Source organism: Streptomyces sp. NBC_01477, from assembly GCF_036227245.1.
Classification (GTDB): domain Bacteria; phylum Actinomycetota; class Actinomycetes; order Streptomycetales; family Streptomycetaceae; genus Actinacidiphila.
Map to the genome: position 1 here is coordinate 6290004 of NZ_CP109445.1, position 14146 is coordinate 6304149.

Annotated in this window: 8 protein-coding genes, 3 tRNA genes and 2 pseudogenes; 10 read left to right on the plus strand and 3 right to left on the minus strand. The window is 70.1% G+C overall.

Features of this window, described 5'->3' with window-relative positions; genetic code table 11:
• Window positions 1-52: 52 nt before the first annotated feature.
• Window positions 53-349, minus strand: a complete 297-nt coding sequence (locus tag OHA86_RS26700) for a YtxH domain-containing protein (RefSeq protein WP_329179176.1) — start codon at window positions 347-349, stop codon at window positions 53-55.
• 179 nt (window positions 350-528) lie between these two features.
• Between OHA86_RS26700 and OHA86_RS26705 the strand changes: the two genes are divergently transcribed.
• The 3 genes from OHA86_RS26705 to OHA86_RS26715 all read left to right on the plus strand — a co-directional run bounded on the left by OHA86_RS26705 (window position 529) and on the right by OHA86_RS26715 (window position 909).
• Window positions 529-601, plus strand: a tRNA-Asn gene (locus OHA86_RS26705).
• Between the two features lie 5 nt (window positions 602-606).
• Window positions 607-679: transfer RNA gene (locus OHA86_RS26710), tRNA-Asn, on the plus strand.
• Window positions 680-835: 156 nt separating this feature from the next.
• Window positions 836-909 (plus strand) — tRNA-Ile (locus OHA86_RS26715).
• Between the two features lie 257 nt (window positions 910-1166).
• Here the strand turns inward: OHA86_RS26715 and OHA86_RS36150 are convergent.
• Window positions 1167-1661: pseudogene (locus OHA86_RS36150) on the minus strand (site-specific integrase); the annotation flags it as partial.
• A gap of 198 nt (window positions 1662-1859) precedes the next feature.
• On the opposite strand from OHA86_RS36150, the pseudogene OHA86_RS26725 reads away from it, so the two are divergent.
• Window positions 1860-2221, plus strand: a pseudogene (locus OHA86_RS26725) (dihydrofolate reductase family protein); the annotation flags it as partial.
• A gap of 70 nt (window positions 2222-2291) precedes the next feature.
• Here the strand turns inward: OHA86_RS26725 and OHA86_RS26730 are convergent.
• Window positions 2292-3848: a class I adenylate-forming enzyme family protein gene (locus tag OHA86_RS26730; protein ID WP_329179178.1), complete on the minus strand. Its 1557-nt coding sequence runs from the start codon at window positions 3846-3848 to the stop codon at window positions 2292-2294.
• A gap of 282 nt (window positions 3849-4130) precedes the next feature.
• Between OHA86_RS26730 and OHA86_RS26735 the strand changes: the two genes are divergently transcribed.
• The 6 genes from OHA86_RS26735 to OHA86_RS26760 all read left to right on the plus strand — a co-directional run bounded on the left by OHA86_RS26735 (window position 4131) and on the right by OHA86_RS26760 (window position 14069).
• Window positions 4131-5864 (plus strand): NAD(P)-binding domain-containing protein, encoded by a 1734-nt coding sequence (locus OHA86_RS26735; protein ID WP_329179179.1) that lies wholly within the window; start codon window positions 4131-4133, stop codon window positions 5862-5864.
• Entirely contained in the window at window positions 5861-6970 is a 1110-nt protein-coding gene (locus tag OHA86_RS26740; RefSeq protein WP_329179181.1) for an alpha-hydroxy acid oxidase, read from the plus strand. The genes OHA86_RS26735 and OHA86_RS26740 overlap by 4 nt, the downstream gene beginning before the upstream one ends.
• Entirely contained in the window at window positions 6964-8397 is a 1434-nt protein-coding gene (locus OHA86_RS26745) for a cytochrome P450 (RefSeq protein ID WP_329179182.1), read from the plus strand. Before OHA86_RS26740 ends, OHA86_RS26745 begins: the two co-directional genes overlap by 7 nt.
• 47 nt (window positions 8398-8444) lie before the next feature.
• On the plus strand, window positions 8445-9761 hold the full coding sequence (locus tag OHA86_RS26750) for a cation:proton antiporter (RefSeq protein ID WP_329179184.1): 1317 nt from the start codon (window positions 8445-8447) through the stop codon (window positions 9759-9761).
• A 76-nt stretch (window positions 9762-9837) separates the two neighbouring features.
• Window positions 9838-10065: a LysR family transcriptional regulator gene (locus OHA86_RS26755; RefSeq protein ID WP_329179186.1), complete on the plus strand. Its 228-nt coding sequence runs from the start codon at window positions 9838-9840 to the stop codon at window positions 10063-10065.
• Between the two features lie 1346 nt (window positions 10066-11411).
• A complete protein-coding gene (locus OHA86_RS26760) occupies window positions 11412-14069 on the plus strand; it encodes a polymorphic toxin-type HINT domain-containing protein (protein ID WP_329179188.1) in 2658 nt (885 codons plus the stop codon).
• The last annotated feature ends 77 nt before the right edge of the window (window positions 14070-14146 follow it).

The window sequence follows — 14146 nt, forward strand, 5'->3', positions numbered from 1 at the left end:
GGGCGCTCCGGCCTCGGAGCCGGGTGCGAGCCAGGTGCGAGCCGGGCGTGAGTCAGGTGTTGGAGGTGCCCCAGTCGTCGTCCGGCGCGTTGCCGTTGCGCAGCGACCGCACCCGCTCGGCCAGCGCGTCCGGCAGCCGCGGCCCGACCTTCGCCGACACCGTGTCCGCGGCCTTCACCGCCGCGGTCCTGCTCTGCTGCGCGGCACTCTCCGCGGCATTGCGCACCGCCGGGTTCCGCGCGAGCTGCTGCCCGGCCTTCACCAGCTGGTCGTACCGCTCACGGCCGGCCCGCGCGCCCACCACGAAGCCGAACGCGGCTCCCACGATGAACGTCAGCTTGTAGCGCATGGCTCCACCCTTTCTCGTCGCACCGCGCGTGTGCTCCGCGCCTACCCTCGGCGCCCGGATGACAACCCAGGCGCCAATGGTTGGCGGAGCACCCCCCCACTTGCGCTAATGTATGTGTCGCACCGAGTGCGCGCCTTCCGGGACCATCCCGGTGGGTGCATTCGGTGCACGCAGAGCGATCCCCTGTAGCTCAATTGGCAGAGCAGCCGGCTGTTAACCGGCAGGTTACTGGTTCGAGTCCAGTCGGGGGAGCTCGGTCCCCTGTAGCTCAATTGGCAGAGCAGCCGGCTGTTAACCGGCAGGTTACTGGTTCGAGTCCAGTCGGGGGAGCGCCGGATCAGGACCCCGTTGGGGTCCTTTTTCATACCCGCGGGAACCACGCGGCCGCCTCCGCGAGTCCACCTGATGACGCGTCTGTGACCCACGAGGGCGACAGATCGTATGAGCAGCTATGCTGCGGCAGACGGCGCGCACGCCACGCCGTACGGGGCGGTAGCTCAGCCGGTTAGAGCAGCGGACTCATAATCCGCCGGTCGTGGGTTCGAGTCCCACCCGCCCCACCGAGGCCCTCCTCGGGCATATGCCGGTTGACCTGCACGCATTGCTCGAGGTCCGGCTTAGCGAGGGGGAAGAGGTTCTCCTTCTTTATGACGGGTGAGCCCGAGGTGAGCCCGGGAGTTCGTGAAGCCGCGGGGCCGGCGGTCCGTGGGACCAGGCGCGCGGCCTTCTCAGCCACCCGCCGGTCCAGCTCCGGCAGCAGGCTGGTGTAGGTGTCGGACGTCAGTTGGATCGAGGCGTGCCGAAGCGTCTCTTTGATCGTGTGGGTGTCCGCGCCGCTCGCGTGCATCAGGGTGGCTGCCGGATGCCGGAGATCCCGGAAGCTGATCGGCGGTAGGCCGGCAGCCCTGACAATGCGGCGGAAGGCGTCGGACACCTTCTCCGGGTGGAGCCAGCTCCCGTCCTCGGCGGTGAAGGCTTTGCCGGTGTCCTGCCAGCCCTCGCCCCATGCCCGGCGTTCCCGGGCCTGCCGGAGGCGGTGAGCGCGGAGAACCGCCACGGTGATGCTGTCGAGGTGAATGGTGGCCGCACTGCCGTCCGTCTTCGGCTGGGACTCGTAGGGCGTCCAGCCGTCCTGGACGATCGTCTTGCTGACAGTCAGCTCGCCGTGCTCCAGATCGATGTCGGCCCAGTCCTGGCCGACGGCCTCACCGCGTCGGAGCCCACGAAGGGCCACGAGGTGGAACAGTGCGTACAGCCTGTCGCTCTCGGCCTCGTCCAGGAAGCGGCCCAAAAGCTCCGGCGTCCACACCATGACCGACGACGGCCTCTCGCCGCTGGTTTTCCAACGCCTGACGCGCTCTGGGGTCCATAGCAAAGCCTTGGGGCGTTTCCCCGAGTCCAGTTCGATTCCTCCTGCCGCGGGGTTGTAGCTGATGAGGCGTTGCGTGACAGCGAAGTTCAGCGCGGCGCGCAGGGTGGGTCTGCCGCACGATCGGGTGACGTCTGAACTGGCTGGTGGGGCGACGAGCCCCCGTTCCGTACGCCGGTGTTCGTCATGACCCACCACGAGCGTCCGTCGATCACGCTCTCGGACACCACCTTCCACTTCGTCGGCGGCGACCCGGCGTCGGTCCTGAACAGGCCAGGGAGGCGGTACAGGGTCTGGACGTCCGGCTCTGCGGCGGCACCAGCACCGTCCGGCAGTTCCTCGACGCCGGGCTCGCCGACACGCTCCATATCGCGGTCGCGCCGGTGGAGCTCGGCACCGGCGTCCGGCTGTGGGAGTCCTCGGACGAGCTGCTCGACGCGTTCCACCGCGAGGTGGTGCCCAGCCCGAGCGGCGTCACGCACCACCTGTTCTGGCGGCGGTAGCCCGCGGCGCGGTGCCCGCCCGGGGCCCGCGACCGCGGGCCGCGGGCGGGCACCGCGGACCCGGCGGGCGCTACCCCCCGGCGGGCACCCTGGCCAGCAGCGCCTTCTTGTCCGGCTTGCCGCTCGGGGCGATCGGTACGGAGTCGAGCAGGGTGACCGTGGCGGGCGCCGCGCCCTCGCCCAGTGCGGCGCGTACGGCGGCGCGCAGGTCGTCGGCGGCGGGCGCGCGGCCGACGACCGGGACGACGAAGGCGTGCGCGGCCTCGCCGGTGCGCTCGTCGGGCGCGCCCACCACGTACGCCTGGTCGACGTCGGGGTGGGCGGCCAGTGCCGCCTCGATCGTGCCCGCATAGTGCAGGATCGCGTTGACGAAGATCACCTCGCGGGCGCGCCCGACCAGCCGCAGGAAGCCGTCGCCGCCGAGGGCGCCGAGGTCCCGGGTCCTGATCCAGCCGTCCCTGACCACCTCGCGGGTCTCCTCCTCGTCGTGCCAGTAGCCGGACATGGCCCCGGCCGAGCGCACCCAGATCTCGCCCGCTGTGCCGGCCGGGACCGGCTGTCCCAGCGGGTCGCGGACGCTGATCCCGACACCGGGCATCGGACGGCCGACGGAGTCGAGCACCCGGTCGCGGTGCTCGGCCAGATCCTCGGGGCCGAGCAGGCTGAGCATGCCGGTCTCGGTCTGCCCGTAGCCCTCGTGGACCACCGGGCCGAGCCGGTCGACGGCCTCGGCCAGCCGATGCGGCGGCAGCGGCGACCCGGCGACGAGCAGCGCCCGCATGCTGGAGGTGTCGACCTGCTCGGTGCGGAGGGTGTCGATGACCTGGTAGAGCTTCGCCACCGTGCACAGGCAGGCGGTGACACGGTGCCGTTCCCAGGAGTGAGGGAAGGCCACCGGCTCGTCCGGGATCACCGCAGTGCCGCCGCCGAGCAGGCACAGCGCGAGATGCTCCAGCATCACGGCGCTGGTCAGCGTGCCGAAGACCAGGAACCGGCCGTAGCGCTCGGCGAGCCTGCGGGTCGGCCCGCTCCACCGGGCGGGCTGCCAGGCCCAGTGGTCGCTCAGGGCGCGGTAGGTCTGGGCGGAGCCCTTGGGGTTGCCGGTGCTGCCGCTGGTCAGGCAGATCAGGCCGATGTCGTCGGGCCGGCCGCGGGCCACCAGGGCCTCGTCGGGCCCGGCGGCGTCGCCGCGGCTGCCGCCTGCGGGGGGCGTACCGCCGGCCAGCAGGTCCAGGTCGAGGACGGTCGCGCCGGCTGCGCCGGCGGCCGCGGTGAGGTCGGGCTTCGCGGTGGTGGCGTCGGCGATCACCGCGTGGACGTCCTGCGCGAGCGCGTGCCGCAACTGGGGCGGCGTCAGGCCGGGGCGCAGGCCCGTGACCCGGCAGCCGAGCAGGTGGGCGGCGATCTGCGCGGCGAATCCCGCCGGGGTGACCGCCGTGGTGACGGCGACTCCGCGGCCGGCGCCGACCCCGGCTGCCCGCAGACCGCCGACGCAGTTCCGTATCAGGTCCAGCACCTCGGCGCGGGTCACGGGCTGCGACCGGAACTCGAAGGCGGGGGTCGCGGGATCGCGTCCGAAGGCGTCCACGAGGGGCTGCGGAAACACCGGATCTGCCGGTCTGCTCATGGTTTTCTCCGATCCGGACATATGGTCACCAGGTCGAATTCCAGCCACTCGCAAACGGTTCCGCGCGTGCGCACAGTATCCGCACAGCGTTCGGCCGCCGCCGCCCGGCGCATTGTCACGATGCTGCCCGGTGATCGGCCGGGCCCGTTCCGGAAGTTATCCATCCGATCTGAATCCCAACCTCGCAATGCGGTGTGACATGGATCACATTTTGGCCCTCTGGATATCTCTTTTAACCCTCAACTAGGGTGGCCGCATCCTCATCAGATACCGGGAGGGCATGTGTCCGGAGAAGAGCGGATCGACTACCTGGTAGTAGGCGGAGGGCCGGCCGGAATCCAGGCGGCCTATTTCCTGGAACGCGCAGGCCGCGACTATCTGCTGGTCGAGGCAGGCGAGGCCCCCGGCACCTTCTTCACGAAATTCCCCCGGCATCGGACGATGATTTCCATCAACAAGGTGCACACCGGCTGGGACGACCCCGAGCTGAAACTGCGCACCGACTGGAACTCGCTGCTCTCCGAGGACAACCACCCGCTCTTCACCGCCGTCACGCCCCGCTACTTCCCGCAGGCGGACGACTTCGTCCGCTACCTCGGCGACTTCGCCAGGACGCACCGGGTGCGCACCCGCAGCAACACGCGTATCACTCGCATCGCCCGGCTGCCCGCGGGAGACGGTTCCCCTCGCGGGGATTTCGAGGCGACGACCGAGGACGGCACAGTCCTGCGGGCCGGGCGGCTGATCATGGCGACCGGCGTCTCCCGGCCCTACGTGCCGCCGATCGACGGCGCCGAGCTGGCCGAGCGGTACGACGAGGTGTCCGTCGACCCGGCCGACTTCACCGGCAAGCGGGTGCTGATCATCGGCCGGGGAAATTCCGCATTCGAGACCGCGGACAACCTTGTCGAAACGGCGGCGGTGATTCATGTGGCCGGTCCCGGATCGCTCAAGCTGGCCTGGCAGACGCATTTCGTCGGCCATCTCAGAGCGGTGAACAACAACTTCCTCGACACGTACCAGCTCAAATCGCAGAACGCACTCCTCGACGGTGAGATCGTGCGGATCACCAGGGACGAGGCCGACGGCGGCTATCGGGTCGCCGTCAAATTCCTGCGGGTCGAAGAAGTGGTGAAGGAAATCCGCTACGACCGGGTCATCCTTGCCACCGGATTCCGCTTCGACGCCTCGGTATTCGCCGAGGAGTGCCGTCCAGAGCTGACGATCAAGGACAGGTTCCCGGCGCAGACCGACGCCTGGGAGTCGGTCAACGTCCCCGATGTCTACTTCGCCGGCACCATCACCCAGGTCCGCGACTTCAAGAAGTCGACCAGCGGATTCATCCACGGCTTCCGCTACGCCGTGCGCGCGCTGCACCGCATCCTGGAGCAGCGCTACCACGGCACCCCCTGGCCGCGCCGCGACCTCGACGGCGCGCCGGAGGCCGTCGCCGACGCCGTCATGGAGCGGATCAACCGTACCTCCGCGCTGTGGCAGATGTTCGGGTTCCTCTGCGACGCCGTGGTGGTGAGCGCCACCGGCGCGACCGGCTACTACGAGGAGGTGCCCGTCGACCACCTCCACCAGGTGGCCGGAGACGGGGTCTTCGGCGCCGCCGACCGCTACCTCACCATCACCCTCGAATACGGCGAGGACCACGACAAGCTCAACCCGTTCGACATCTCGGCCGGCCGGCTCTCCCAGCAGACGGCCACCGGGCTCGACGGGCGCTATCTGCACCCGGTGGTGCGGGTGTTCCAGGACGGCAAGCCGGTCGCCGAGCACCACCTGACGGAGAACCTGGAGAACGAGTGGGACAGCGCGGACATCCACCGCGCCCCGCTCGTCCGCTTCCTGGCCGAGCAGCTGGCACCCGGCAGCCCCGCGCCCGGCACCTCCGAGTCCGGGCCCGCCGGCACCCGGCCCGCGCCCGGCACCTCCCGGCCCCCCGCGCCGCGGCAGGCCGCGCCCGAGCACCCGGACTCCCCGGAAGACGCAGCCGCGGACCCGTCGTGACCGGCGGCGAGCCCGCCCTCCCCGCCGTGCTCGCCGAGCTGCGGGAGAAGGCCAGGGCCCGGCTCGACCCGGTGCACTGGGACTTCTACGAGGGCGGCGCGGGCACGGAGACCGCCCTGACCGAGAACGCCAGGGCCTTCTGCCGACTGGCCCTGCTGCCGCGCGTGCTGCGCGGCACGGGTCCCGCCGACACCCGCGTCACGCTGCCCGGCGCCCGCGCGCTGACGCCCGTCGTGGTCGCGCCCACCGCGTTCCACACCCTCGCCCACCCGGACGGCGAGCGCGCCACCGCCCGCGCGGCCGCCGCCGCGGGCGCGGTGCTGATCACCTCGATGGCCGCCACCACGGCGGTGGCCGAGGTGACGGCGGCGGCCAGGTCCGTACGCGAGGACGCGGCCGTGTGGTTCCAGCTCTACCTCCAGCCCGACCCCGCGACGACGGACGCCCTGGTCCGGCGGGCCGAACGGGCCGGCTGCACCGCGCTGGTGGTCACCGTCGACTCCCCCGTCTTCGGCCGCAGGACGCGCGACGACCGCAACGGCTTCCACGACCTGCCCGCGGGCCACCGCACGGAGAACATGCTCGACCTGCCCGGCGCGCCGCCCGGCGGCAGCCGGGACATCGCGATGTCGCCCGCGCTGTCCTGGGACGACCTGCGCAGGCTGCGCGACCGGCACGGACTGCCGGTCCTGCTCAAGGGGGTGCTGCACCCCGAGGACGCGCGGCTGGCCGTCGAGGAGGGGATGGCGGGCGTGATCGTGTCCAACCACGGCGGCCGCCAGCTCGACGCGGCACCCGCGGCCGTGGAGGCGCTGCCGCGGGTGGCCGACGCGGTGGCGGGCCGGATACCCGTCCTGCTCGACGGCGGGGTGCGCGCCGGCTGCGACGTGGTGACGGCGCTGGCGCTCGGCGCGACCGCCGTCGCCGTCGGGCGGCCCGTGCTGTGGGGGCTGGCCGCGGAAGGCGAGGACGGTGTGGCGCGGGTGCTGGCCGAACTGCGCGACGACACCTCCCATGTGCTGACCCTGTGCGGCGCCGCGGACTGCGCGGGGCCCACCCGGGACCAGGTGGTCGCCCGCGGCCCGCGGGGGGTGGCCGGATGCTGAGGAAGACCGGCGCTGCTGCGCTCGCGCTGTCCACCCCGTACTGGCTGCCCAAGGCCCTGATCGCGCTGCGGGTCCGGGTATTCGCCCGGGTCAACGGGTCCGAGGGCGTCGTGGTGCCCAACGCCGACGTCGGCCCCGAGCACTTCGCCGCGTTGTACGCGCATCCGGCGGCGAACGGCCGCAGCAAGGGTGCAGGCCTGTCCGACCTGTTCTGGTACTGGCTCTCGCCGGGGCCCGAGGTCCACCAGGAGCACCTGGAGCCGGGGCCCCGCTACGACGCCGTGGCCCGGACCACCGCCGCGATCCTGGCCGGGACCAGCGCGGACCTGTCGGCCGCGGCGGCCCGCTGCGCCGCGCACGTGCTCGACGAGGCCGTCCCCGGCCGGGTCGCCCTGGTCCGGCTGCGCGACCTGATGATGCCGGTGTGGGCGGACTTCTTCCACGGCCTGGTCTTCCGCGAGTCATGCCCGCCGCACATCCGGCGGCTGATCGTGGACAACGCCGAAGACGTCGTCAACTCCCTGAAGAACACCCGGCTGCGTCACATGCGCCGCCGCGACCGGCTCACCCGCTACCTGCTGGGCCGCCTCGCGGCGGGCGAGGTGCCGCACCGGCTGCCCGCCGAACTCGCCACCCCGCTGGACCGCGCCCACTACCTGCAGGGCACCTTCTTCAACACCGCCGTCGTGCAGATGTCGGAGGCGATGGCGCACCTGCTGCTGGTGCTCGCCGAACACCCGGACGTACAGCGGCGGCTCGCCGCGCACCCGGACGACGACCACGACCTGGGCAACGTCATGAACGAGACGCTGCGGCTGTTCCCGCTGTTCGGCATCGCGCACCGGATCACCAGTGCCGACATCGACCTCGGCGAGGGGGTGCGCTACCCGGCGGGCACCGTCCTGTGCTTCGACTACCCCGCCTACCACGCCACCGGCCACACCGCCCCCGAGGTCTTCGACCCCGGCAGGTGGGACCGGATCTCGCTCAAGGACGCGCACCACATTCCCTTCGGGGTGGCCGCGAACCGGCCCTGCCCGGCCTGGCGGCTCTCCCCGCTGGTCATGAGGGCGGTGACCCGGGAGGTGCTGGCCCGCTTCACCCTGCATTCCGCGGTCTCCCACACCCGCTCCATCCCGCACCGGGCGCCCTGCCTGCTGGTCGCCCGCGAGCGGACGGCGCCACGCCGGCTGGTGGTCCCCGCGCTGGCCTTCCTGCGGCTGCGGGACCGCTGGGAGGACGTCGGCCGCAGCCTGCTGCAACTCGCCCTCGGCAGCTGGATGGTGGCGGACGCGCGGCGGCTGCGTATGACGCAGGCGTGGTTCGCCGCCCACGACACGCAGGGCCGCCCGCTCGACGACGGCCCGGCGGCAGGCGAGGGCAACGCGGCCGTGCCGGCGCCCGGTTGTCCGTACCACCACGGCTGATCCCGCCCCAGCTCCCCCCACCGCCGCATGCCGAAGGGTTGCCTGCCATGTCCGCGACCGAACTGGGCACCGCTTTCCTGCTCGCCGTCGTCGTCATCCTGGTGGTCTGCCGGGGTGTCACCCTGCTGCTGCGGCCTGTCGGCCAGCCGCCGGTCGTCGCCGAGATGATCGCGGGGGTGCTGCTCGGCCCGTCCGTCCTCGGGCTGCTGCTGCCCTCGGTCGAACACCACCTCTTCCCGGCCCCGTTGCGGCCGGTGCTCTACGTGGCCGGGCAGCTCGGCCTGGTGCTGTTCATGTTCCAGTCGGGGTACGAGTTCCGGCTGGACCGGATGAAGGCGGTGGCCCGGCCCGCCGCGATGGTCTCCCTCGCGGGCATCGTGACTCCGCTGCTGCTCGGCGTCGGGCTCACCTGGGCGGTGCGCGACTCCGTGGACACCTCGCCGCCCGGTGTCCCGCTCCATGTGACTGTCCTCTTCGTCGGGGTCACCCTGTCGATCACCGCCTTCCCGATGCTCGCCAGGATCATCATCGAACGCGGCCTCACCGGCACCGTGTTCGGCACCATCTCGCTGGCCGCGGGCGCGCTCGACGACGTGGCGGCCTGGATCATGCTGGCCGGGGTGGTGAGCCTGGCGCGCGGCACCTCCTCGGCCCTGGTGCTGGCCACCGCGGGCGCCGCGGGGCTGGTGGCGGTCCTCGCCGTCCTGGTCAGGTTCCGCGCCCCGGTCCTGCGTGCGACCGAACGGCTGACCACCGAGCAGCTGCTGCTGGTGACCCTGATCGCGCTGTGCGCTGCCGCCTGGTACACCGACAGGATCGGCCTGTACGCGGTTTTCGGAGCCTTCAGCCTGGGCGCCGCGTATCCGCGCTCGCCCCGCATCGACCGGACGATCGAGAGCACCGCCCCGCTGAGCGGGATGCTGCTGCTGCCGCTGTTCTTCACCTACTCCGGCCTGAACACCGACACCGGCCTGCTGACCGATCCCTCACTGCTGCTGTTCGCGGCGGGCTGCACGCTGGTGGCCGTGGTGGGCAAGTTCGGCGCGTGCTGGCTGGCGGCGCGGCTGGGCGGGCAGCCGCAGGGGGTCGCGCTGCGGATCGGCACGCTGATGAACGCCCGCGGGCTGATGCAGCTCATCGCCATCAACGTCGGGCTGGCGGACGGGATCGTGTCACCCTCGATGTTCACCGTGCTCGTCGTGGTGGCGGTGGTGACCACTGTGATGGCCACCCCGCTGCTCGCGGTGTGGGACCGGCGGGACGGGGGCGTGCCCGCCGCGCAGGCCGATCCGGTCGTGGCCCGGGAGCAGGACGCGGCCGCGGTGGCGGGCATCGGCGGACCGCCGGCCGCCGACGGCGCGTGACCCGCCCCGGCCCGCCGGGCGGCGGCCTGCCCGGGTGTCGCGTGACACCCGCCCCGCGGCGTGAGGGCATGGGCGGATGGAGCTTTGTGAGCTGCGCGCGTTCGTCGTGGTCGTGGAGGAGGGCGGGCTGTCCGCCGCGGCCCGGCGGCTGCGCGTCAGCCAGTCCGCGCTGTCGCAGACGATCGGCGGCCTGGAGCGCAGGATCGGCGTGAAGCTGCTCGTCCGGGCGAGTACGGGCGTCACGACGACGGACGTGGGGCCACCCTGCTCGCCGAGGCTCTCGCGGTGCGGGTCTGTACGGTGACCAGTGGCATGGCCAATCGCGGCGGCGGCCGGTGCGATTCGACAACGTTCGCAGGTGGAAGGCCCAGGAGGGAGACGAATGATCCGCGCTTGTGGAATGGCTATAACCCACAGACGGGTCCGAGCCCAGCTGCCCACCCCGGGGCACCTCATCTCCACAAAACCCGGGGCTTGACAGTGCGCGGGCTTTGGCGGAGTGGTCCTCCCAGCGGTCGCCGCGGCTTTCGTCACGCCGCGTGCTGCGGAAGTCCTCATAGCCCCCACCGGGGTCGCAACTTGCGGGCGGTCAACACAATTAGGCCGTCGCCCTGGGGCCTCATCACCCCAGCCATGGGTCGCAGGATCGCGGTCGGGGTGTTCACCAGCACCGGGCACGGCTCAGTCAGCAGGCGCCTCCAGCCGGGATACGCCCTTGGCGAGCCCGGTGTGAGCCCGGACGCCGCTGGACCCGGTGGGATCGATGCTGGCGCGGCGGACGGGCTTACCCTCCGACCTGCACGGGCGGGACCGGTGAGGATCACTCGCCATCCTCCGGCACGGAATCCGGGTGACTCATAATCCGCCGGTCGTGGGTTCGAGTCCCACCCGCCCCACCGAGGCCCGCTAGAGCATGGGCGCTGACCTGCATGTTTGTGCCCGAGTCCGGGCTAGGCGTGAGATGCGCTGCCCTTCGGCAATGCCACGTGAGCCCGGGTGAGCCCGAAGGTGCATCGACCTCCGTCCGGGCAACCTGTGTGCGCCAGGGGCATTGCCGGATACACAAGCTCCCGGAAGCTGATCGGCGCTGGGTCGACGCCTTGGCTCTCGGGCGGATGCCATCGGGAACCCCATCGGAGCGCAGCCTGATTCCGGCCTCGGCGCCAGCCCCGTTTTCTCGTCCGGCAGCATTTGTCCGGTGCCCGGCGGGGCGTGCAGGCCACTGTCACGTAGTTCAGCCGCCGAGGTGGAGCAGGCCGCGGCCGGACTGGACGGCCGATCGCTCGGAGCGCCGCCGCCTGATGGCCCGTCATGGATCGTCTCTCGATGGCTCGGAGTGCCCGCGGCAGCTCTTGAGGCGCTCTTGACGCGTGTATTGCCTGTGCCTCAGGATCCGGCTGTTCCGCGTGAGCGGTGGGGGGCAGGGGTGGGGGCTTTGTACGTGCGTGTGCTGCGGCATGCCTGAGGTCGCTTTGTGGTGGCCGGGGTTGTAGGAATGACACCCTCGTCGTCGGCCAGCCCGCCTCCTCCACCCGGTACGTCGGCGGCAGCGGCATCTCGGGCAAGGCATACACCAGCAAGGTCACCACTTACGACAGCCTCAACCGGCCGACCGCCACCGAACTGGACCTGCCTGCCGACGATCCCCTGGTGACCTCTGGCGCAGTCACCTCCGCGCTGGCGGTTTCCACCGCGTACAACATCGACGGCGCCCAGCAGTTCGTCAAAACCCCGGCAGCCGGCGGACTTCCCTCCGAACAGGTCGAAACGCGCTACAACAGCTTTGGCTTGCCGGCAACGCTGCAGGGCACCTCCGGGTACGTCAACGGATCCAGCTACTCGCCTCTTGGGCAGGTCTCCCAGTTGGACCTGGCGACATCCCCAGCGGCGGGCATCAAGCACATGTTCGTGGCCAACACCTACCAGGACGGCACCGACCGTCTGGAACAGACCAAGGTCACCGACGACACCCACCCCTACGAGCTCCAAGAGCTCAACTACGACTACGACGACGCGGGCAACGTCACCGACATCCTCGACCCCGCCACCCTCGGTGGCACCGGTAAAGCCGACAACCAGTGCTTCACCTACGACGGTTACGACCGCATGACCGAAGCCTGGACCCCGGCCACCGCCAACTGCTCCGCCAGCAACCGCACCGCGGCCAGCCTCGGTGGTGCAAGCCCCTACTGGACCTCCTACACCTACACGGCCGGCGGCCTGCGCTCCACCCAGACCGACCACACCACAGCAGGCAGCACCCTTGCGACCTACTGCTACAACGACGCCGCCCACGTCCACGGCCTGACCGCAGTCATCCCCGCGGCTACCTGCACCGGCGCACCCACCCAGTACACCTACGACGCCACCGGCAACACCCAGACCCGGCCCAAGGGCACCGCCACCGAGAGCCTCGGCTGGAACACCGAGAACCGACTCGCCAGCGTCAAGGTCCCCAGCGGGACCACCACCGACACCACGAACTACCTCTACGACGCCGACGGCGCCCTCCTCATCCGAAGCGACGACAGCGGCGAGACCGTCCTCTATCTCGACGGCGTCACCGAGGTACACCTCAAGAAGACCGGTACCACCACCGCCTACTGGGCTCAGCGCACCTACACCCTGTCCGGCATGCCGGTAGCGGTACGTACGAACCAGCCCGGACAGCCAACCCTGTCCTGGACGACAAGCGACCAGCACGGCACCGGTTCGCTCGCGGTAACCGCGACCGGCACGGACCAGACCGCCACCAAGCGCTACACCACCCCTTTCGGCGCACCACGCACCGGCGGTACGGGCACCTGGCCGGACGACAAGGGCTTCCTCGGCAAACCACAGGACAACACGACCGGCCTCACCTATGTGGGAGCCCGCCCCTACGACACCGCGACCGGCCGCTTCATCTCCGTCGACCCCGTCCTCAACACCAGCGACGACCAATCCCTCAACGGCTATGCCTATGCCGACAACAATCCCGCCACCAACAGCGACCCCACCGGACTGCTCTGCGTGCGCGGTGACTGCAACGCACCGGGAGCCGGCCTCAATGGCGGAAACGGCCCCGCGCCGGGCGACGACCTCTACGACGAAAACGTCGACTACTGCAACAAGCACGACTGCGATCACGACGGCGACCCCGACGCCACGAACGGCCCGACCCAGGACATCGTCGGAGACCCACTGCCGCCCCTTCCCGCCAACAACCGCGCCACATTCCTGTGGATGTACAACCTCCAGCTGCAAGTGTCCATCAAGTACCACATGCATCCCCACATGGAGTCTCAGAAGTGGGCTGCGGCCATGCAGGCGTGCGATTCCACGGACGCTTGCACGGCCGGCGAGAGCAGGGCCTACATGTGGGCCTTCCTCGTAGCTCTCGCACACGAGGACCCAAGCATTGTCATGGGCTCGGCGCGGTCAATGGGTGGAGGCTTCGGAGAATTCTCCGGTTTCTCGGTCCTTGGTTCAGAAAAAGACGTGGCCATATTTGAAGGCAGATTCTGTCGTCACAGTTTCGTGGCGAATACCGACGTGGAGCTGGCCGACGGACAAACCAAGGACATTGAAGACGTCGAGGTCGGCGACAAGGTCATCACGACCGATCCTGATACAGGGAAAACGGCTGTTCGTCTAGTGATAGCTACCATCATCACCGATGACGACATGAACTTCACCGACCTGACGGTGGAGTCGGATGGCACGTCTGCTTCCATCGTCGCCACGGACACGCACCCCTTCTGGGTGATCAACGAAGGTCGCTGGGTCAACGCGGGCGACCTGGCGCCCGGTATGCGACTCCGTGACGACAAGGGGCACGCGGTCCCCGTTCTGGCCGCGCGTCACTTCCGCCAGCAACAACGCACCTACGACCTCACCGTCGACGACTTCCACACGTACTATGTGCTGGTCGGCGCAACGCCGGTCCTCGTTCATAATTTGGGCGGACCTTCCTCTCCGGGCAAGGGTGACGAGGGGACTCGTCGCCTGATCGGGGACCTTGAAGCGAAGGGATACATAATTCGCGGAACGGAAATCAGCGCAACCGCTGCGAACGGAGTGAATGTGCGCTTCGACGTAGTCGCCGAAAAGAATGGTGCGCTTCATTTCTACGACGCCAAAAACGGCCCCAAGGCTGATTTCTCGAAGAATCAGGGCCGAAGGGGAGGATATGCTTCCATTGAATCAGGTGGTGGTACCTTCTACGGGAAGAATGCTGCTGATGCGCGGCTTTCTGGAAGCTTCGGGCCCACTGACGTTGAAATCGGCGGATATGGTGGCTACCCTTACACCGGTCGATGCCGCTGAAGGTTGGGAGACGTGTGAGGATGCCATCTTTGAAGAGTGAGGCGTCCACTGCCTGTGGGTCCGCCCTGCGTACGCTC

Excerpts from the sequence above, each read along its gene's own strand:
- OHA86_RS26700 (WP_329179176.1), bottom strand. The coding sequence starts at position 349 with ATGCGCTACAAGCTGACGTTCATCGTGGGAGCCGCGTTCGGCTTCGTG.
- OHA86_RS26730 (WP_329179178.1), bottom strand. The coding sequence starts at position 3,848 with ATGAGCAGACCGGCAGATCCGGTGTTTCCGCAGCCCCTCGTGGACGCC.
- OHA86_RS26745 (WP_329179182.1), top strand. The coding sequence starts at position 6,964 with ATGCTGAGGAAGACCGGCGCTGCTGCGCTCGCGCTGTCCACCCCGTAC.
- OHA86_RS26750 (WP_329179184.1), top strand. The coding sequence starts at position 8,445 with ATGTCCGCGACCGAACTGGGCACCGCTTTCCTGCTCGCCGTCGTCGTC.
- OHA86_RS26755 (WP_329179186.1), top strand. The coding sequence starts at position 9,838 with ATGGAGCTTTGTGAGCTGCGCGCGTTCGTCGTGGTCGTGGAGGAGGGC.